The organism is Qipengyuania sp. BR81-2, from assembly GCF_055693895.1.
This window is the reverse complement of record NZ_CM146344.1, coordinates 429,435-449,119: the sequence shown is the minus strand read 5'-3', so window position 1 is coordinate 449,119 and position 19,685 is coordinate 429,435. Positions and strand designations below refer to the sequence as shown.

At 63.6% G+C, this 19,685-nt stretch carries 19 protein-coding genes, 1 other RNA gene and 1 pseudogene; 8 read left to right on the top strand and 13 right to left on the bottom strand.

Annotated elements, in window-relative coordinates:
- Positions 1–91 precede the first annotated feature (91 nt).
- The gene (gene typA, locus ACZ1G8_RS02310; protein ID WP_472680222.1) at positions 92–1,912 is read right to left on the bottom strand and encodes a translational GTPase TypA; all 1,821 of its coding nucleotides are present in this window, start codon (positions 1,910–1,912) and stop codon (positions 92–94) included.
- A gap of 270 nt (positions 1,913–2,182) precedes the next feature.
- Here typA and ACZ1G8_RS02305 point away from each other — a divergent pair, with 270 nt between their 5' ends.
- Both ACZ1G8_RS02305 and ACZ1G8_RS02300 read left to right on the top strand, forming a co-directional pair.
- Entirely contained in the window at positions 2,183–4,822 is a 2,640-nt protein-coding gene (locus tag ACZ1G8_RS02305; protein ID WP_472680221.1) for a TonB-dependent receptor, read from the top strand.
- A 100-nt stretch (positions 4,823–4,922) separates the two neighbouring features.
- Complete coding sequence (locus tag ACZ1G8_RS02300) at positions 4,923–5,420, top strand: DUF805 domain-containing protein (RefSeq protein WP_472680220.1); 498 nt, start codon at positions 4,923–4,925, stop codon at positions 5,418–5,420.
- Here ACZ1G8_RS02300 and ACZ1G8_RS02295 read toward each other — a convergent pair.
- A complete protein-coding gene (locus tag ACZ1G8_RS02295; protein WP_472680219.1) occupies positions 5,417–7,924 on the bottom strand; it encodes an ABC transporter permease in 2,508 nt (835 codons plus the stop codon). The genes ACZ1G8_RS02300 and ACZ1G8_RS02295 overlap by 4 nt on opposite strands.
- The gene (locus ACZ1G8_RS02290) at positions 7,921–8,625 is read right to left on the bottom strand and encodes an ABC transporter ATP-binding protein (RefSeq protein ID WP_472680218.1); all 705 of its coding nucleotides are present in this window, start codon (positions 8,623–8,625) and stop codon (positions 7,921–7,923) included. The genes ACZ1G8_RS02295 and ACZ1G8_RS02290 overlap by 4 nt, the downstream gene beginning before the upstream one ends.
- 77 nt (positions 8,626–8,702) lie before the next feature.
- Between ACZ1G8_RS02290 and ACZ1G8_RS02285 the strand changes: the two genes are divergently transcribed.
- The gene (locus ACZ1G8_RS02285) at positions 8,703–9,374 is read left to right on the top strand and encodes an arylesterase (RefSeq protein WP_472680217.1); all 672 of its coding nucleotides are present in this window, start codon (positions 8,703–8,705) and stop codon (positions 9,372–9,374) included.
- On the opposite strand, the gene recF is transcribed toward ACZ1G8_RS02285, so the two are convergent.
- Positions 9,371–10,450 (bottom strand): DNA replication/repair protein RecF, encoded by a 1,080-nt coding sequence (gene recF, locus ACZ1G8_RS02280; RefSeq protein ID WP_472680216.1) that lies wholly within the window; start codon positions 10,448–10,450, stop codon positions 9,371–9,373. The genes ACZ1G8_RS02285 and recF overlap by 4 nt on opposite strands.
- 232 nt (positions 10,451–10,682) lie before the next feature.
- Between recF and ACZ1G8_RS02275 the strand changes: the two genes are divergently transcribed.
- The 3 genes from ACZ1G8_RS02275 to ACZ1G8_RS02265 are packed head-to-tail and all read left to right on the top strand — an operon-like array spanning position 10,683 to position 11,173.
- On the top strand, positions 10,683–10,796 hold the full coding sequence (locus ACZ1G8_RS02275; protein ID WP_472680215.1) for a recombination protein F: 114 nt from the start codon (positions 10,683–10,685) through the stop codon (positions 10,794–10,796).
- Positions 10,797–10,838: 42 nt separating this feature from the next.
- Positions 10,839–10,958: a recombination protein F gene (locus ACZ1G8_RS02270; RefSeq protein WP_221427955.1), complete on the top strand. Its 120-nt coding sequence runs from the start codon at positions 10,839–10,841 to the stop codon at positions 10,956–10,958.
- Entirely contained in the window at positions 10,955–11,173 is a 219-nt protein-coding gene (locus ACZ1G8_RS02265) for a PspC domain-containing protein (RefSeq protein ID WP_472680214.1), read from the top strand. Before ACZ1G8_RS02270 ends, ACZ1G8_RS02265 begins: the two co-directional genes overlap by 4 nt.
- Positions 11,174–11,264: 91 nt before the next feature.
- Here ACZ1G8_RS02265 and ACZ1G8_RS02260 read toward each other — a convergent pair whose 3' ends face one another.
- The 5 genes and pseudogenes from ACZ1G8_RS02260 to ACZ1G8_RS02240 form a co-directional block, all read right to left on the bottom strand.
- Positions 11,265–12,047: an SDR family oxidoreductase gene (locus ACZ1G8_RS02260; protein ID WP_472680213.1), complete on the bottom strand. Its 783-nt coding sequence runs from the start codon at positions 12,045–12,047 to the stop codon at positions 11,265–11,267.
- A gap of 2 nt (positions 12,048–12,049) precedes the next feature.
- On the bottom strand, positions 12,050–12,595 hold the full coding sequence (locus ACZ1G8_RS02255) for an NUDIX hydrolase (RefSeq protein WP_472680212.1): 546 nt from the start codon (positions 12,593–12,595) through the stop codon (positions 12,050–12,052).
- Between the two features lie 4 nt (positions 12,596–12,599).
- Entirely contained in the window at positions 12,600–13,274 is a 675-nt protein-coding gene (locus ACZ1G8_RS02250; RefSeq protein ID WP_472680211.1) for a TPM domain-containing protein, read from the bottom strand.
- Positions 13,275–13,704: 430 nt separating this feature from the next.
- A pseudogene (locus ACZ1G8_RS02245) lies at positions 13,705–14,109 on the bottom strand (TPM domain-containing protein); the annotation flags it as partial.
- Positions 14,110–14,129: 20 nt separating this feature from the next.
- Positions 14,130–14,750, bottom strand: coding sequence for a LemA family protein (locus ACZ1G8_RS02240; RefSeq protein ID WP_472680210.1), 621 nt, complete (start codon positions 14,748–14,750; stop codon positions 14,130–14,132).
- 136 nt (positions 14,751–14,886) lie between these two features.
- On the opposite strand from ACZ1G8_RS02240, the gene mscL reads away from it, so the two are divergent.
- Positions 14,887–15,354, top strand: coding sequence for a large conductance mechanosensitive channel protein MscL (gene mscL, locus ACZ1G8_RS02235; protein WP_472680209.1), 468 nt, complete (start codon positions 14,887–14,889; stop codon positions 15,352–15,354).
- A 32-nt stretch (positions 15,355–15,386) separates the two neighbouring features.
- Positions 15,387–15,731, top strand: a transfer-messenger RNA (tmRNA) gene (gene ssrA / locus ACZ1G8_RS02230).
- Between the two features lie 57 nt (positions 15,732–15,788).
- Here the strand turns inward: ssrA and ACZ1G8_RS02225 are convergent.
- From ACZ1G8_RS02225 to ACZ1G8_RS02210, 4 genes are all read right to left on the bottom strand, one after another.
- Positions 15,789–16,043 (bottom strand): hypothetical protein, encoded by a 255-nt coding sequence (locus ACZ1G8_RS02225; RefSeq protein ID WP_472680208.1) that lies wholly within the window; start codon positions 16,041–16,043, stop codon positions 15,789–15,791.
- A gap of 146 nt (positions 16,044–16,189) precedes the next feature.
- On the bottom strand, positions 16,190–17,440 hold the full coding sequence (locus ACZ1G8_RS02220) for an N-succinylarginine dihydrolase (protein WP_472680207.1): 1,251 nt from the start codon (positions 17,438–17,440) through the stop codon (positions 16,190–16,192).
- On the bottom strand, positions 17,437–18,453 hold the full coding sequence (locus tag ACZ1G8_RS02215; protein ID WP_472680206.1) for an arginine N-succinyltransferase: 1,017 nt from the start codon (positions 18,451–18,453) through the stop codon (positions 17,437–17,439). Before ACZ1G8_RS02215 ends, ACZ1G8_RS02220 begins: the two co-directional genes overlap by 4 nt.
- The gene (locus tag ACZ1G8_RS02210) at positions 18,450–19,658 is read right to left on the bottom strand and encodes a hydrolase (protein WP_472680205.1); all 1,209 of its coding nucleotides are present in this window, start codon (positions 19,656–19,658) and stop codon (positions 18,450–18,452) included. The genes ACZ1G8_RS02215 and ACZ1G8_RS02210 overlap by 4 nt, the downstream gene beginning before the upstream one ends.
- Between the last annotated feature and the right edge of the window lie 27 nt (positions 19,659–19,685).

The following is a 19,685-nucleotide window of genomic DNA, read 5'->3' as shown; positions in this document are numbered from 1 at the left end:
CGATCGGGTTCCCGCAAAGATAACGTTCTCAGCCGGATTTGAGTAGGTTTGCCGCACCCGGGGCGAACCCCGGGTGTGGAAGTGGTGTCGATCAGGCCTGTGCGGCGCGCTTGGCGCGCTTGCGCTCGTGCGGGTCGAGGATGGCCTTGCGAAGGCGGATGTTCTCCGGCGTCACTTCGACCATCTCGTCGTCGTCGATGTAGGCGATGGCCTGTTCCAGCGTCATCACGCGCGGCGGAGTGAGGCGGATGGCGTCGTCCTTGCCGGTCGAACGGAAGTTCGTCAGCTGCTTCGACTTCATCGGGTTCACCTCGAGATCGTCGGGCTTGGCGTTCTCGCCGATCACCATGCCTTCGTAGATCTTCGCGCCGCCGCCGATGAACAGCTCGCCGCGTTCTTCGAGTGCGTTGAGCGCATAGGGTACGGCTTCACCCGGGACCATCGAGATGAGGACGCCGTTCTGGCGGCCTTCGATGGGGCCGCGATAGGTGTCGTACTTCTCGAACAGGCGGTTCATGATGCCCGTACCGCGCGTATCGGAAAGGAATTCGCCGTGGTAACCGATGAGGCCGCGCGAGGGGGCCGAGAAGGTGATGCGGGTCTTGCCTTGGCCCGAAGGACGCATCTCGGTCAGCTCGGCCTTGCGGCGCTGCATCTTTTCGACAACCGTGCCCGAGTGCTCGTCGTCGACGTCGATGACGACCGTTTCGAACGGCTCCATGCGCTGGCCGTTTTCTTCACGGAACAGCACGCGCGGACGCGAAATACCCAGTTCGAAGCCTTCGCGGCGCATCGTTTCGATGAGCACGCCGAGCTGGAGTTCGCCGCGACCGGCCACTTCGAAGCTGTCCTTGTCGTCGCTCTCGGTGATGCGGATCGCGACGTTGGTTTCCGCCTCGCGGTAGAGGCGGTCGCGGATCATACGGCTCGTGACCTTGCTGCCTTCGCGGCCCGCGAGCGGGCTGTCGTTAACGGCGAAGCGCATCGCGAGGGTCGGCGGATCGATCGGCTGCGCTTCGATCGGCGTCTTCACGCTCGGATCGGCTATGGTGTTCGCAACGGTCGCTTTTTCGAGGCCGGCAAGCGCGATGATGTCACCCGCAGCTGCGCTTTCGACAGGCACGCGGTCGAGGCCGTCGAACGAGAGCAGCTTGGTCGCGCGGCCGACTTCGAGGACATTGCCCTGCGCGTCGAGCGCATGGATCGGGTCGTTGAGGTTGATCGTGCCCGACTGGACACGGCCGGTCAGGACGCGGCCCATGAAGTTGTCGCGGTCAAGCAGGGTGGCGAGGAAGCTGAACGGTGCTTCGGTATCGAGACCCGGTGCGGGAACATGGTCGACAATCAGCTTGAAAAGCGGTTCCAGATCGCCCGCACGCGCGGTTTCGTCTTCGCTGGCATAGCCATCGCGGCCCGAGGCCCACAGGCTCGGGAAGTCGAGCTGGTCGTCGTTGGCATCGAGCGAGGCGAAGAGGTCGAACACTTCGTCGAGGACTTCCTGCGGACGTGCGTCGCTGCGGTCGATCTTGTTGACGACCACGATCGGGCGCAGGCCCAGGCCCAGCGCCTTGCCGGTGACGAACTTGGTCTGCGGCATCGGGCCTTCGGCGCTGTCCACCAGCAGGATCACGCCGTCGACCATGCTCAGGATACGCTCCACCTCGGCGCCGAAGTCGGCGTGGCCCGGAGTGTCGACGATATTGATGCGCGTGCCGTTCCATTCGACGCTGGTGCACTTTGCGAGAATCGTGATCCCGCGTTCCTTTTCCAGGTCGTTCGAGTCCATGGCGCGCTCTTCGACACGCTGGTTTTCGCGGAAAGTGCCCGACTGGCGGAAGAGCTGGTCGACGAGCGTGGTCTTGCCGTGGTCGACGTGGGCGATGATCGCCACGTTGCGAAGGTCGCGGGACATAGTTTGTGCTTTCAATAGGATGCCGTAGCGGCAGGCCATCTCGGCCCTGCCATATCGTGCGCGCCCCTAGCCGAAATGGTGCACTGCGGCAAGTGCGCCCGCGCAGCAGGTGGGGGTGTGACTCGAAAGGCACACTAATAAGTGTCTTGCATAGGTATGCCGCTTCACCCTTGTTGCAGCGCGTCGACGCGAATAATTCCTTGCCACTGCGTGATTTTGGGGACTGCGCAGCAGTTCAAAACGCAAGTTTCTGTGAGAGGAAGCCTTTACATGAATTTCAAGAATACGACCCTCCGGGCCGCATTGCTGGCCGGTGCAACCGCTATCGCCCTTCCGGGTGTTGCGCAGGCGCAGGACCAAGATGTCGCAACGCCCGATGCCGACGAAATGCCGCTCGAAACCGAAGAGCAGGACACCGGCAACATCATCGTCGTGACCGCCACCAAGCGCGAACAGACGCTTCAGGAAGTGCCGGTCTCGGTTTCGGTGACCTCGGGCGAAACGCTCGAGCAGGCGCAGATCCGCGACGTTCTCGACCTGCAGACGGTCGCTCCTTCGCTGCGCGTCAGCCAGCAGCAGAGCTCGTCGAACACCACCTTCTTCATTCGCGGTTTCGGTAACGGCGCCAACAACTTCGGTCTCGAGCCGTCGGTCGGCGTTTTCATCGACGGCGTGTTCCGTTCGCGTACCGCAGGCGCACTGAGCGACCTTGCCAACGTGCAGCGAATCGAAGTCCTGCGCGGCCCGCAGTCGACGCTGTTCGGCAAGAACGCCAGCGCCGGCGTGATCTCGGTCGTGACGCGCGGCCCGCAGTTCGAATTCGGCGGCAGCGCCGAAGCCGTTTACGGCAACTACAACCAGGTCATCATCAAGGGCGATGTGACCGGTCCGATCACCGACACGATCGCATTCTCGATCGACGGCTCGTACAACACCCGTGACGGTTATGGCGACATCGTCAACCTCAACGAGGACATCAATGACCGTAACCGCTGGTCGGCTCGTGGCCAGCTGCTGTTCGAACCGTCGGCAGACCTCAGCTTCCGCTTCATCGGCGACTACAGCAACATCGATGAAAGCTGCTGTATCGCAGGCAACATCCTGAACGGTCCGACCGGCGCGGCGATCTTCGCTCTCGGCGGTGCGATCGATCCGGAGAACCTCTTCAGCTACGACACCTTCCTCAACCGCGTTCCGCGCAACGAGGTCGACAACTACGGTGTCTCGCTCCAGGGCGATCTGGCGATCGGCGCGCTGACGCTGACCTCGATCACCGCCTATCGCGAGCTGGAAAACTTCTTCGACCAGGACATCGATTTCACCAGCGCCGATCTCGCCGGTGAAACCCGCCAGCAGGACGTGACCACCTTTACCCAGGAACTGCGTCTCGCTTCGGACTTCGACGGTCCGTTCAACTTCCTGCTCGGTGCCTACTACTTCGACGAATCGATCGATCAGGTCAGCGAGATCCAGACCGGAAGCGACTTCCGAGCCTATGGTGAATTCCTTGGCGCATTCGCGACCGGCGATCCGGCCTTCACCTTCAATGCCGTCGAATTCGGTCTCGGACTACCGCAGAACAGCATTTTCAATACGCCGCTGCTGACTGCCGAGCAGTTCTCGATGACGAACGAGGCATGGTCGATCTTCGGTACCGTGGATCTGGAACCGGTTGACGGTCTCGTCTTCACCGCCGGCTTCAACTACACCGACGACAAGAAGGAATTCGCGCTCAACCAGACGTCGTTCGACCCGCTGGCAAACGTGAACCTCGTCGATGCTCTCATTGTAGGCCAGATTGCCGGTGCACTCGGCATTGCGCCGAGCGATGTTACCCCGACCGTGATCCAGGGCTTCGCAACCAACCCGGCGACCGCTCCGATCTTCGGCGCAATCGCTGCAGCTGCAACCGACCCGACCGTGAACCCGCTTCTCGGCCTGCAGGCGTTCCAGTTCCAGCCGCCCTTCCTCAACCTGCCGAACGCAGTCGAGGACGGACGCACGAACGACGACGACTTCTCCTACACGCTGCGTGTAGCTTACGACGTCACGCCGGACCTCAACGCCTACCTCAGCTACGCGACGGGCTTCAAGGCCAGCTCGGTAAACCTGTCGCGTGACAGCCGTCCGGCATTCGGTGACTACGTCCCGGGTCCGTTCGGTAGCCAGATCCTGGCTCCGTCCTCGCCGATCCTCGATGGCGGCCTCGCGGTTGCCAACCTGTCGACCGGTTCGCGTTTCGCGGGTCCGGAAGAAGCCAAGGTCTGGGAAATCGGCCTGAAAGGCCAGTGGGACAGCTTCGGCTTCAACCTCGCAGTGTTCGACCAGACGCTCGAAGGTTTCCAGGACTTCCTGTTCACCGGGACGGGCTTCCAGCTGACCAACGCGGGTGAGCAGTCGGTGAAGGGCTTCGAGCTCGACACCACGCTGAACCCGGCCGAGGGCCTGGTCTTCACCTTCGCGGTGACGCACCTCGATCCGCTGTTCGACAGCTTCGTCGACGGTCCGGCAGGCGACCTGACGGGCCAGCGCCCGGCCGGTATCCCTTCGTGGAACATCGCCACCTCGGCGACCTACAGCCACGAATTCGGCATGAGCGGCAACCGCCTGATCTCGCGTGTGGACTACAACCACACGGCGAACACGCAGATCCTCAATGCGATCGGCGGATTCGGTTCGGACGACGCGAACACGGCAATTGCCCGCTTCTACGATCGCGAGATCAACCTCGTGAACGCCTCGGTGACCTTCGCGATGGACAACGGCCTCGAACTGGGCGTGTGGGCACGTAACCTGCTCGACGACCAGTACATCTCGACGCTGTTCCCGAGTGTGGCACAGGAAGGCTCGATCTCGGGCTATCCGAGCCAGCCGCGCACTTACGGCGCAGTGGCACGGTTCAAGTTCTGATCGGCTCGCCGACAGTAATGAAATTGGGGAAGGGGGCTTTCGGGCCCCCTTTTTCATGCGTTTCTTAGCGCTACAAGCGTGACGGGCAGGAGGGGTTGCCATGACCAACTGGTTGATCGTGCCGATCAAGCGAATGATGGACTTCAAGGGCCGGTCTCGGCGCCGCGAGTTCTGGATATTCTCGCTTGCGCTTCTCGCATTCTGGATCGCGCTTTTCGCGCTGGCCGACACGCTTTTTCCCATGGCCGACGAGCAGGCCGGCGAGGCGCTGGTCGAAGACGCTCCGCCGCTCAGCGAGAAGGCCAATACCTTCCTCATGTGGGTCGGGCTGCCGCTGTTCCTCTTCTTCGGCTGGGTCCACCTCGCACTGTCGATCCGCCGCCTGCACGACACGGGCCGCTCGGGCTGGTGGTACCTGGTCGTCCTTATCCCTTGGGTCGGGACGATCGTGGCGCTGGTCTGGTTCCTGCAGGACAGCCAGCCCTTCGATACGATCTATGGCGATGATCCCAAGGGACGCGACCCGCCGCCGCCTCCGCGGCGCGATCCTGAATTCGACTATATCCCGCCACCGGCCGCGCCGGTGCGCAGGGACTAGAGCGCGCGGAGCGCCTGGGCAGGCTTGGCGCGCAGGAGCGGCAACGAGCCGCCGATCGCGAACAGGAGGACGATGGCAAGCCCGAAGCCGAGTACGGCGAAGACTTCCATCCAGTCGGGCAGCCAGTCGAATTCGAACAGCTGGGTCACGACAAGCCACGCGGTGAGGCTGCCGAGGCCGAGCGCCACCAGCGCCAGCGCACCCGCCAGCACCGCATACTCGACCAGCTGCATCTTGAGCACCTGGCCGCGATCCGCGCCAAGGACGCGAAGCACCACCGTGTCGTATGTCCGCGAGGCTCGTGCGGCTGCAATCGCGCCCAGCAGGACGGCAAGGCCCGCCAGGACAGCGACACTGGCAGCTGCGAGCGTTGCGAGACCCACCTGCTCGAGGATCGTGCGCGCTTGCTGCAAGACGCCGCCCACTTCGATGACCGAGGTCGACGGGAATTCGCGAACTAGCGACTGGAGGAGTGGGCCCGTCGGCGTGCCCTCCGCCAGCTCGACGGTCGCGGCGAGGTTGTGCGGAGTGTCGCGCAGGGCGTTGGGGCTGAGCACGAAGACATAGTTGAAGCCCATGCTCTCCCAGTCGATCCGGCGCGTGCTGGCGATGCGGGTCTCGATTTCCGCGCCAAGGACACCGAAGACCAGCTTGTCGCCCACCTCCAGGCCAGCCGCTTGTGCAAATTCGTCTTCGATGCTGACGAGGTATTCGCCTTCGTGCATCGGCCCCCACCATTCGCCATCGACGAGTTCGTCGCCATCAGGGAGGGTTCCGGCATAGGTCAGGCCGCGCTCGCCGCGCAGCGCCCACGCGCCGTCGGGGATTTCCTCGAGGCTCGAGGTGCGGGTCATGTCGCCCTCGCTGCCGAAGGCGAGAACCGATCCGCGTAGCGCAGCTACTGCAGTGACCCGCGCTTCCTCGTCTGTCTGCGTCACGAGGTTGCGGAAATCACCTTCGCGTTCGCGCGGGATGTCGAGCACGAAATAGTCGGGCGCCTGTTCGGGCACGCGTTTCTCGATATTGCCATCGATCGAACTCTGGATCGCAGCGAGCAGCACGAAGGCGGCAAGGCCGAAGCCCAGGGCAGTCACCAGCGCGCCGGTGCTGGAGCCGGGCCGGTGGATATTGGCGATGGCGGCGCGCGCGATCGGGCTGCCGGTCCGGGGAAGGGCTGCGGCGCCCTTGCGGATCGCCCAGCCGAGCAGTGCGAGGAGGCCGAGGACCACGGCGGCCCCCGCAAGGAAGCCACCGGCGAGCATCGGGCGGCTCGAGGTGAAAAGGGCAAGGCCGACAATGGCCGCGAGACCGAGGATCACGACCACGATGGCCGACTTGTCGCGCACAAGCGGCGCCACGCGTGCGCGCATCAACGCCATGGCCGGGAAGTGCCGCGCGCGCATAAGCGGTGGCGCGGCGAAGATCAGCGCCACGAGCAAACCGTAGGTTGCAGCCAGCAACAATGCGCCCGGATCGATCACGAAGCCGGCATTGACGGGCAGAAGCCCATCGAGCGCCTGCGCGAGGATCGGCACGACCGCCACGCCGACGGCAAGGCCGGCAAGACTGCCGACAGCGGCGGCGGCGAAAATCTGGAGCGCATAGATACGCGCGATATCGCTGCTCCCTGCGCCCAGCACCTTCAGCGTGGCAACCGACTGGCGGCGAGCATCGAGATAGGAAGAAACACCGCCCCCGATGCCGATCCCGGCGATCACAAGCGCGGCAAGACCGACCAGGGTCAGGAATTCGCTCATTCGTTCCACGAACCGGTCGGTGCCCGGCGCGGCTCGTTCTGCCGTATCGATGTCGAAACCCGATTCAGGAAAGCGCGTCTCGAGGTCTTCCTCGATCTGTTCGAGATTGCCCGGGCTGGAGAGCGCGACGCGGGTCTTGCTCTGGTACATGGCGCCGGGCGCAAGAAGTCCGGCCCTTTGTGGCAGGTCTTCTGAGACGATGATCGTCGGACCGAGCTGGAAACCTTCGCCGAGCCGGTCCGGTTCGTCTTCGATGATACCCGCGACGGTCAGCGTCTCGGTGCCGATGGCGATGGTATCTCCGGGGGCGACGCCGAGCCTGTCGGCAGCGCCGGGTGCGATATAGGCCTCGTTGCCCGAGGGGGCGTCGGCTTCGCGTCCGCCGTCGAGCAGCAGCGTTCCGTAAAGCGGATATGTGCCGTCGACCGCTTTAAGTTCGATCGGTGCAGCGATGTCGTCCTTTCGCGCCATCGCCTGCATGCGCGTGCCTTGGGACACGGTGCCGAGCTCTTCGAGCGCACTAAGCTCCTCTTCGTTGAGCGAGCGTTGCCACAGCTCCACCTGCACGTCGCCGCCGAGGAAGGCCTGCCCGTTCGCTGCGAGTTCGCGCTCGATCGCTGCGGTCAGCGAACCGATGGCCGCAAGCGCCGCCGTGCCGAGGAAGATGCACACCAGCAGGAGCCGCAGCCCCTTGAAGCGGGCATTGAGATCGCGGCGAGCGATCCGCCAGGCGGTGGCCCAGCTCATGCCGCGCGCGACTTGTCTGCGGTGTCGCTGGCGATCCTGCCGTCGCCGAGCGTCAGGACGCGTTCGCAATGGTCGGCAAGCTCGGGATCATGGGTGATGACCAGCAGGGTGGCGCCGGCTTCCTCGCGGCGGCTGAACAGCAGCTCGACGATTTCATGGCCGGTCGCCGCATCGAGATTGCCGGTGGGCTCGTCGGCGAAGATCAGGTCGGGGCGCGGCGCGATCGCGCGGGCGATGGCCACGCGCTGCTGTTCGCCGCCCGAAAGCTGCTGAGGATAATGATCCAGACGATGTCCGAGGCCGACCGCCTCGAGTTCCGCCTTGGCGCGTTCCTGCGCATCGCTCTCGCCGGCCAGCTCCATCGGGGTCGCGACGTTCTCGAGCGCAGTCATGGTCGGGAGCAGATGGAAGGCCTGCAGTACGATGCCGATCCTTCCGCGCCGCGCGCGGGCAAGGGCATCCTCGTCCATCGCGCCGAAATCTTCTCCCGCCACGGTCAACGTGCCAGAGGTCGCCCGTTCAAGGCCGGAGAGCACCGCCATGAGCGAACTCTTGCCGGAACCGGAGGGGCCGAGCAGAGCAACGGTCTCTCCCTTGCCGATGGTGAGGTCGAGGCCTTTCAGGATTTCCACCGGTGCTTCGGTGGATCCCAGGGTGAGGCGCAGGTCGCGTGCGCAAATCGCATCTTGAGAAGTATTCACGCGGCTGCGATGGCAGAAGGCCAACACTCGCACAAGGAAGCTTGCCGATGCGCTTTGGTAGTTTGTCGATACCCTTCATGGCCCTCGCACTTGTCGCATGCGGCAGTGAAGTCGAGGAAGCGGACAGCACCGAAGTCGCAGAGACAGGCAGCGAGGCGCCCGAGGAGATCGTTGTCGACGGGCCCGAACTGCGCATTATCGCTTTCGGTGACAGCCTGTTTGCAGGCTACAACCTTGCCGAGCACGAGGGCTATCCGGAACGTCTCCAGCGTGCGCTGCGGCAGGCAGGAATCAATGCCACCGTGGTCGACGCCGGTGTTTCCGGCGATACGAGTTCGGGAGGGCTGGAGCGCATCGGTTTCCTGCTAGACCAGCAGCCTGTGAAGCCCGATCTCTTCATCCTCGAACTGGGCGGAAACGACATGCTGCGCGGCATCCAGCCCGCAGCCACGCGCGAAAACTTCGAAGGGATGCTGGCCGAACTGCGGAGGCGCGACATCCCGGTGCTGCTCATGGGCATGCGCTCGCCGCCCAATTATGGGCCGGAGTACCAGCAGGAATTCGATGGGCTCTACGGTGAGCTTGCGAGCGAATATGATGCCGATCTCGTGCCATTCTGGCTCGAGAGCATCTACCAGTCGCCTGAGCTCTTCCAGTCCGACCGGATCCATCCAACTGCCGAGGGGATCGACAGGCTGGTCGCCGACACGCTGGACGATGTGCAGGCGGCGCTGCCCGATCAGGGCTAGAGCCGCTCGGCACTCCCACCGGAGACTTTCCAGACCGCGGCATCGCCCGCGATGCTGTCGAACGGGGCCAGTTCGGTCCCCGTCATCCAGACCTGCGCGCCGCTTGCCGCGAGCTGGTCGAACAGCGCCGCGCGGCGGACCGGATCGAGATGGGCCGCCACTTCGTCGAGGAGGAGGATGCCCGAGCGCCCTTGCGCTGCAAGCGCGGCGTGGGCGAGGGTGATGGCCACGAGCATGGCCTTCTGCTCGCCGGTCGAACTTTGCGCTGCGGGGACGCGCTTGGCGGCGTGGACCACGTCCAGCTCGTCGCGGTGCGGGCCTGAAAGGGTGCGCTGGGCCGCCCGGTCGCGTGCGCGTCCGTCGTAAAGGGTCTGTGATAGCGCCTCGGCAGTGTCGGTGCCGCCGGGTGCATAGGTAAGGGCCGGGCGGGCGAAGGGCTCGCTCGGCATATGCGCGATGCGGCTCATCAGCGTGTCGACTAGCAGCGCGCGTCCGGCAATCACCCTTCCGCCATGCTCTACCATTTGTGCCTCGATCGCATCGAGCCATGCGCTCTCGGGCGTCCGGTCGTCAGACAAGAGCCGGTTGCGCTCGCGCAGCGCCGCTTCATAACGGGTCGCGTGCGAGGCGTGTGCGGGATCGAGTGCGAGCGCCATGCGGTCCATGAAGCGGCGACGGTCGGCAGCGGGGCCGGTAAACAGGCCATCCATTGCAGGCGTGAGCCAGGTGAGCGCGAGCCATTCGCCGAGCGCGGCGGCGGAGCTTTCTGCGCCGTTGATGCGGACCTTGCGCCGGCTCGGGTGCTCGTTCTCGGTATAGGTGCCGAGACGGACCGGGTCGCCATCTTCCTGCGCGAGGTCGCTGCCGATAGCAAAGCCGCCTGACCCGTCCTGCATGACCATGTCGGCAAGTGCAGCGCGTCTCAGCCCGCGTCCCGGCGCCAGCAACGAAAGAGCCTCGAGTACGTTTGTCTTTCCCGCACCGTTCTCGCCCACGAGCAGGTTGAAACGCGAGGTTTCGTCAAGCTCCGTGGCGGCGTGATTGCGAAAACGTGTGAGGGAAATGCGGTCGAGCATGGGGCGGGAAAATCCCTAGCGCGCGCCCCGCGCTGCCGCCACCGGAAAGGCGCTTTCCAAAAGTTGGGAAATTTCGCCAACCTTTCGGATTGATGAACGAAGTCCGGCCCGCTTGTTCAGTTAAGAATGGCTGAATTCCGCCATTTTTCGATTTTGGCACGCCCGTTGCAATGCTTGAGGTGTCCACCGGATGAGCCGGTGAACAACAAAGATTTCAAGGGAGTTTATCCAGATGTTTGCTTTCAACGTTTCCGACAACCGCGCTTTCGCTTCGGTCCTCGCACTCGCCACCACCGGCTTCTTCATGGCCATGGCTATCGTTCCCGCAACGCCTGTCATCGCCTGAACCGGCACGACATTCGCACTCTAGAACACAGGAAAAGGAACCATGTTCGACTTTGAAAAATACGGCAGCAAGCTTTTCGCAGCAGCCTTCTCGCTTACCTTGTCGGCGGCATTCTTCGCCACCGCCATCATCCCCGCCACGCCCGGAGGTGTGATCGCATGAACGACCTGAAGTTCCGCGAAGACAACACCGTCCGCCCGAGCAACAAGTTCGGTCTGGACCGCCGCAATGGCAAGGTGATGGGTGTCTGTTCGGGTATCAGCCGTTACTTCGGCATCGATGCCACCTGGGTCCGCGTCGCCTTCGTTCTGGGCACGCTGCTCGGCTTCGGCAGCTTCATCCTCATCTACCTGGCGATCGCACTGATCGCAGACTGAGTTCGATCCTTCCGCATCATCCCGGACAAACGGTCCGGGATCGGGCGAGAAGGGTCGGGCTTCGTTCTTGCAGGCAGAAAGCCTGCAGTCCTCACATGGCCGAGATGCCGCCGTCGAGCTTCAGCTCCGCACCGGTCATGAACTTGCTCTCGTCACTGGCGAGATAAACCACCGCATTGGCGATATCGTCCGGTTCGCCGACCTTCTTGAGCGGGATCTGACGGGCGAGCTTCTCCATCAGAACATCCTTGTCGATATTGTGATTGATCGCGGTCCCATCGAGGATCGGCGTATCGACGAATGTCGGGTGCACCGAGTTGCAGCGGATATCCATGCGGTTCTTCGCGCAGTGCAGCGCGATCGATTTCGACAGCATCCATACGGCCGCCTTGCTGGCATTGTAGGCGGGCATGGTGTCGCTCGCGATAAGGCCGGCGATGCTCGAGATGTTGATGATCGATCCGGGCGCGTGTTCGCGCATCAGCGGCAGGGCCTTCTGGCAGCCGTGGAAGATCGAATCCACGTTCACCGAGAAACAGCGCTGCCAGTCCTCGAACTTACAGGTCTCGATATTGCCGCCCACGCCTATGCCGGCGTTGTTGACCAGCACATTCAATCCACCGAGCTCGCTCTCGGCCACGCCCACGACACGCTCCCAGGCATCGGGATCGGTCACGTCATGCTGCACGCCGATCGCGTGACCGGCGCCCATTTCCTCGACGATGCGTGCGGCGGTCGCCTCTGCGCCGTCACCATTGATGTCAGTGCACAGAACTCTCGCGCCTTCTTCCGCGAGTCTGCGGGCATGCGCCGCGCCAAGTCCCTGCGCCGCGCCTGTGACCAGCGCGAGCTTGCCCTTGCAACGACCTGCCATTCTCACTCTCCCTCGATAAATCCTTGCACGAGGAGCGTGAGCACACGCACGTCGATGCCGCAACCCTCGCGGCGCTTTGCAGCAATGAATTCGGGCAAATCGCTGCGCGCGACGCGGTGCACGGTGATGTTCTCGCCTGCGACACCGCCGCCTTCGCTGACTTTCGTCAGCCCGCGTGCGCGCACCAGGGTGAAGCTTTCGCTGACCATTCCTGGCGAGGAGAAATAGGTGCCCATGTCCTCCAGGACAGAGGCGCGGTAGCCGGTCTCCTCCTCAAGTTCGCGTCCTGCGGCAGTGAGGGCATCCTCGTCGTCTTCACCGTCGTCGTCGCCGATGAGGCCTGCAGGAAATTCGATGCTGCTGCGTCCCAGAGGTACGCGATACTGCTCGACAAGCAGAACGTGATCCTCCTCGTCCACCGCGAGGATTGCCGCCGCGCGGATCCCGCGCGAGCGGGCGACATATTCCCAGCGGCCCTGCTTCTTGGTGGTGATGTACTTGCCCTGCCAGACGATCTCGACCGGCGCGTCATTGTTGGGTGCACTCATTTAGTCAGACCTCGATCAGGCGGTCGGGCAATTCGTTTCGGTCGTCGGCATCGCGCGGGAAATGCTCTGCGAGCACGATCCCGACATCGCGCACGCCGGCTGCAAGGCCCTCGGCGATGCAGCCCTTCGAGACTTCGGCGAGCATGTCTACCATCGCCTCTCCCCAGACCTCCGCCGGAACTCGGGTCGCGATGGCCTCGTCGGCGACGATTTCCGCACGGTGCTCGCGCATCGAGAGATAGAGCAATACGCCGGTGCGCCCGTGCGTGCGGCGCTCCGCGCCGACCTTGAAATGCTTGATCGCCGCGTCATGCGCTCGCGCTTCCTTGATCGGCGAAGGGATAGAGAGGAACCGAAGGGTGTCGATCGAGAGAAGGAGCCAGCTAAAGGCGAAGGTGAGCAGGCCAAGGAGGATGGTGGCCGTCGCTATTCCGCCCGTGGTCCAGTCTGTACCCCAGCCGCCCACGAGATTGTCCCAGAGTCCCAGGAAGGGTTCGGGGAAGGCTGCGAACAGGCTCATGGCCGTGAAGGCGAACCCTGCCGCCCAGACCAGGATCACGTCGGTATAACCGTCGGAACGGTCTGCAAGGACGGTCACGATCTCGCCACTGGTCTTGCTCTCCGCCTCTGCGACCGCCTGCGTGACGATCGCGTGCTTCTCGCGCGTCAGATATCCCATTACCAACCCCTCCGGCGCCGCCGCCGTTGAAGCCGCCGCCTCCGCCGCCGAAGCCGCCGAAACCGCCACCTCCGCCCAATCCGCCGCCGCCACCCCAGCCACCGCCTCGGCTACCGCCGTCGAGACCGCGTGCGATGGCCTTGCCTGCCTCCCACAGGATGATGTCGCGCGCCGTATTGCCCCAAGGCCCGCGGCGATAACGCCTGCGACGGCCGCGTCCGCGCAATGCGGGGAGGATGAAGAAAAAGAAGATGAAGGCGAACCAGATGAGGCCGCCGATGGGCACGCCGCCCCTATCGCCGCGCTCGCGCTCTGCCGCGGCCTCGGCTTCCGCTATGGCGCGGGCGTCCGCGGGATCCATATCGAGGCGCTCGATCATCTGGTCGACTGCCCGATCGATACCGCCGGCAAAATCGCCTTCGCGGAAGGCCGGGCGCAGCGTATTGCGCACGATCCTGCCCGAGGAGATGTCGGTCAGCGTTCCCTGAACGCCGCGCGATGTGGAGATCCACATCTGCCGGTCGTCACGCGCGATATAGAGCAACACGCCCTGTTCGGTTTCCGCTCCGCCGATGCCCCAGGTCTCGGCAAGGCCGCGGGCATAGATCTGCGTATCGACGCCGCCGGTCGTTGGCTCGGTTGCCACGACAATGGCGCGGCCGGTTGCGCGATTATAGTCGGTGAGCTTCTGTTCCAGCCGCGCTTCCTCGGCAGCCGGGATCAGGTCGGCGCCGTCATAGACGGGCCCGTCGGGGCGCGGGGGATAGTCCTGCGCCAGCGCCGGCGACCCGAAGGCCGCCAAAACCAGCGCAAGTAACAGGATCAGGCGTTGCACGTTTGAGTGGTCCCAGGCGCTCAGTTACCGCTCGCGCCCGGGTCCATGTCTCCGAAATCCACCGTCGGCGCGGTCTGTGCACCGGCATCGGCCTGGAAGGTCTCCTTGGGCTCCGCACCGTGGATGATGTTCGCACCGATAGTTTCGGGGAAGGTGCGAATTGCGGTGTTATAGACGCGCACGGCCTCGTTGTAGCGGGTGCGGCTGTTGTCGATCCGATTCTCGGTGCCTTCGAGCGCCACCATCAGGTCGGCAAAGCGTTGCTGGCTCTGCAGTTCGGGGTAACGTTCGACCACTACCATCAGGCGGCTGAGCGCGCTGCCGAGATTGCCTTGAGCCTGTTCGAATTGGCGGAACTTCTCGGCATCTCCGAGATCGCCGGTGTTGATTGTGGTAGAGGTCGCCTGGGCACGCGCTTCGATGACCTGCGTCAGGATTGCCTCTTCGGAGCCGGCAGCGGCGCGGACCGTCGAGACGAGATTCGGGACGAGGTCGGCGCGGCGCTGGTAGGCGCTTTGCACATCTGCCCAGCGGGCGTTGACGACTTCTTCCTTCTCGGGGACCGAGTTGATCCCGCAAGCCGAGAGCGCGAGGGCGAAGGCACCCAGCAAGGCAGTGCGGATGGCGATTATGCGGTTCATGTCGGAAGTTCCCCTTTCAAACTGTCTTACCTAGATAGCACGCCAGACTGTGCATTCAAGGAAGCTGGGCCTTGAGAGCATAGAATTGTCATGCAACAACTTCCGCCCTCAAACAGGGTTGCGAGAGGGACTGTCTATGTTGAGTGATTTCAAGGCATTTGTCGCCAAGGGTAACGTGATCGATCTTGCGGTCGCGGTCATCATCGGCGGCGCATTCGCCACCATCGTCAAATCGTTAACCGACGAGATCATCATGCCCGTGGTCGGCGCGATCTTCGGCGGCGCGGACTTCTCGCGCTACTTCGTCCTGCTGAGCACGCCCGAAGGGTATGACGGACCGCTCGACGATTATGCAGCCCTGCAGGAAGCGGGCGCGGCAATGATCGGCTACGGCAGCTTCATCACGGCGATCATCAACTTCCTGATCCTGGCCTTCATCATCTTCCTTCTGGTGCGCTACGCCAAGAAGGTGATGGAAGAATTCGAGGATAAGCCGGAGGAAAAGCCTGCAGGTCCGAGCGAAACCGACCTGCTCAAGGAAATCCGCGACGAGCTGCGCGCCGCGCGCCCCGACTATGCGCCCGACAAGGGCCCTATGGGCTGAGTGAGAACCCCTCCTCCTTGTGGGGGAGGGGTACACTTCACATTAAGCGATGGATCGCTATATGGGTTCTGCCGGTTTCGGCCGGCTATGGCGATAAATTGCGCTGTGCAATAGGTACAACGGACCCGGGGGCAGTACCCGGCGGCTCCACCATAATCCGCGGCAAATGCGCGGTTTTTGACGGGGCCGAACTAGGATCGACGTGTGCTGAAAGACAGTGTTTTCGTCCGGGCTGAGTAACCCGTAAAACTGTTCACAACACACAAGTGCCAACGATAACGAAGCACTCGCTCTCGCAGCGTAATCTGACGGGCTAACGCCCTGATCTTACAAAGCTAAAGCGCGGTTGGACCCACCGGGCAACAGAAGCGGATTCCGGGGCTCCGGGGGTAGCTAGCAACAGAAACCCCCACCTTCGCGAAATTGTCGGAAAATCAGTCGGAAGCGGGCGTCTCGGCCTCTTCGGCCTTCTTCGCGTCCTGTTCGTAGCGGATGGCGTCGAGGATCTTCGCGCCGCCCAGGAACACCGCGCCGGCAGTTGCCGCAAACAGCAGGTAGCCGCCCACTCCGGGATATTCGATGGTGTAGTGCGCTCCGCGGGTCATCGCGCCAAGGGCAAGGGCATAGATGATCACATACGCCTCGAAGCGCGTCTTGATCACGAACAGCCTTTTGACCTTCTGCCACATGGGTTGGCGGATGCTCCTTTCTTAACCTCTTGAATTGCAATGAACGTGCCACAAACACGTTCCTGCCGATCTCGCGTGGTTAATCCAGAGCCGAGTGTAAGAACGCCCGACGCAGAGTCGAGGTGGTTAACTTTTATGAACCATGTTTAGGCGAGGGTGTCCAAGGATAGGACAGTCAGCAGGGCTTCGCGCGCTTCGATCACGCGATGCGCCAGTTTTTCGGTCCCGATATCAGCAGGATCGATGGTTTCCGGCCACATTTCGGCGATTACCGCCTCGATACGGTCGGCCTTGGCATCGTCGAGCATGAAGCGCGGGTCGACCGTCGCCGGGTCCGCGACGACGCGCAGCCGCAGGCAGGCAGGGCCGCCGCCATTGGCCATCGACTGGCGCACATCGACGGGGATGACCTTGCGGATCGGGCCGTTGCCGGCGAGCATGCTCTCGCAATAAGCCCAGACGCTGGCGCTTTCCTGGCATTCGCTCGGCACGACCAGCGCCATCTCGCCCGAGGGCAGGGTCAGCAGCTGCGCGTTGAACAGGTAGGTGCGGATCGCCTCCTCGAGGCTGACCGCGCTTTCGGGCACTTCGACCACTTCGAGCGCGGGGAAGGCTGCGCGGATTGCCTCGTAGGCACCCTTCTGGTCGGCGAAGGCGCGCTCGTGGGTGAAGAGTACGCGCTCATTCGCCACGGAGACCACGTCATTGTGAAAGGCCCCGGCTTCGATCGCCTCGGGGTTCTGCTCGATGAAGACGCACTTGTCCGGATCGAGACCGTGGAGCCGCGCGATGGCGCGGCTGGCCTGCTCGTGCTGGCGCGCGGGGAACTCGCCGCCCTGGCGACCCCAGACGAAAGCCTCGACACCGGGCGCGCCGTGACCCTCGCAAAAGCGCATGTGATTGGCTGCGCCCTCGTCACCGAAGGCGGGGAGGACAGCATCGTGGATGGTGAAATGCTCTTCGTCGCCGAAAGCGATGGCGAGCTGCGCCTGAGTATCCTGCCACTCCTGCGCGCGGTGCGGCATGGTGACGAGGTTGGCCGGGGTCAGGTGGCAGCGGCCGTCCGCCGTATCGGGCGCCGGGCTGACGGTGGCGGCATTGGCGGTCCACATGCTCGAGGCCGACCATGCCGCGGCGAGCAGCTGGCGCGGCGCGGTCTCGTCGATCGCGAGGCCGCGGATGAGATCTCCATTGGGGCGGAGCAGTGGCAGCAGGAAGCCCTGAGCGAGGCCCAGCGCCATGTTCGAGCGCATCTTGGCAATGCCCTGCAGCGCAGCCGCGCGGGGGTAGGAGGTATCGCCCTTGTGGCTCGCGCTGGCGATATTGCCGAGGCTGAGGCCTGCATAATTGTGCGAGGGGCCGACGATGCCGTCGAAATTGATCTCGACGAGGCTCATCGCGCCACGCTCCAGACGGTGTCGCCGACGCCGACTTCGAGGGCCTTGGCGCAAACCTCGTCGATGGCGATGGTATCGTCTTCACGGAAATCGCGCATACCGTAGGCGGACTTGAAGCTACCGAGCTCGCCGGTCGCAACAAGCGCTCGCTCGCCGGTATCGAGATCGATGGCGGAGACCTTGGCCGGGCGTGCTTCTGCAACGCTCTTCACGTTGTCGGTGCGCGCGGTCATCGTCGGGCCGCCGTCGAAAATGTCGACATAGCCTTCGTAGGCGAAGCCCTCGTTTTCCAGCATGCGCATGGCCGCACGGCCCGTCGGATGCGGGACGCCGATCACCTTCTTGGCCTCTTCGTTGAGCATCGCGACGTAGACAGGGTGCTTGGGCATAAGGTCGGCGATGAACTGGTTGCCGTTGATGGCGTTGAAATAATCGGCTTCCTGGAAGGTCATGCCGAAGAAGCGCCCTGCCACGCCGTCCCAGAAAGGCGAACCGCCACGATCGTCGATCACGCCGCGAAGCTCGGCGAGAATCCGGTCGGCAAAGCGGCTGCGATGCATGGCGATGAAGAGATAGCGGCTGCGTGCGAGCAGCAGGCCCAGACCGCCCGCGCGTTCGCCCGGATGCAGGAACAGACCGCCGACTTCGGACGAGCCCTCGAGATCTGTGACGAGGCTCAGCAACTCGGCCCGCACCGTACGGTCGAGTTCCTGGCTGTGCTGGGTCAGCGTGTTGAGACGATAGGAATAGAAGGGCCATTGCTGGCCGACCTGGGTGAACAGCTGGCAAGTGCCGCGAACCTGACCCGTCTCGGTGTTTTCGAGGACCAGCGTGAACACGTCGTCGCCAAGTTCGTCTCCGGTGCGGGAGAACGCCTCGTCCGCACGCTCGAGCTTCTTTGTCAGCGCAGACTTGTCGGCCGGCAGGTTGGTGAAGCCGCCGCCAGTGAGCTTGGCCATCTCGTAAAGGTGTTCGAGATCGGAAAGATGCGCGGCGCGCAGGCGAAAGGTCACAAATGGTCTCCGATGGATAGCTTCGTCAGCACCAGCGCGGACAATGCAGCGCGCTCGCGGAGCGAAGGTACGATCATGAATTCGTCGGGCGAATGGATGGCTCCGCCGCGCACGCCCATGGTGTCGACCACGGGGACGCCGGTGGCAGCGATATTGTTGCCGTCGCAAACGCCGCCGGTCGATTTCCAGCCGATCTGCTGGCCGAGCTCAGCGCCGCATGCCTTGACGAGGTCGAACAGCCGCTGGGCCTTCTCGTCGACAGGCTTCGGCGGACGGGTGACACCGCCGTGGCGGTGGATGCAGACTTCGTGATCGCTCTCGATCATCGAAAGGATCGCATCGAGTTCTCCGTCGAAGCGGTTCATCGCATCGGTCGACTTGGGGCGGATGTTGAAGCGCAGGATGGCGAGGTCGGGCACGACATTGTTGGCCGCGCCGCCTTCGATCTTGGCGGGATTGACGGTGATGTCCTCGGCTTCGAGCGCCTTGATGCGCAGGACGAGGTCGGAGGCAGCAACGATGGCATTGCGCCCCTCATGCGGGTTGCGGCCCGCGTGGGCGCTGCGCCCGGTAATGGTGATCGAGTAATTGCCCGTCCCGCCGCGTGCATGGGCGAGCGTGCCGTCGGGCAGGGCCGAAGGTTCGTAGGTCAGCGCGGCATATTTTCCGCGTGCCAACTCCTCGATGAGGCCGCGGCTGGCTAGGCTGCCGGTTTCCTCGTCCGAATTGACCATCACGTCGTAGCCCACGCGGTCCGAACCCTCGATCGTCTCGAAGGTCTTCAGCGCGTGGAGGATGACGTTGAGCCCGCCCTTCATGTCGGCTGTGCCGGGACCGTTGATGGTCTCGTCATCGAGCCACTTGGTCTCCTGAAACGGGTGGTCGACGGGGAATACCGTGTCCATGTGGCCGGTCAGGACGAAGCGGCGCTCCGCTTCGGGGCGCACACGCAGCACCAAGTGCTGGCCGTGCGGCTTCTCGAACTCGCGCCCCTCGGCGGAAATTGCGGTCACAGTAGCCGGATCGACGAGTTCGACTTCGCCGGGCAGCGCGGAAAACGCGTCGGCGAGCACGCCGGCCATAGTCTTCAGTCCATCGATATTGGCCGTGCCGGTATTGATCGCGGCCCAATCCTGCACTTCGGCCAGCATCGTGTCGGCATCCACGGCGTCCAAAAGCGCTTGCGAGGGCATATCCGGTTTCATTGGCAACTTCCTTAGACTTACGAGCTT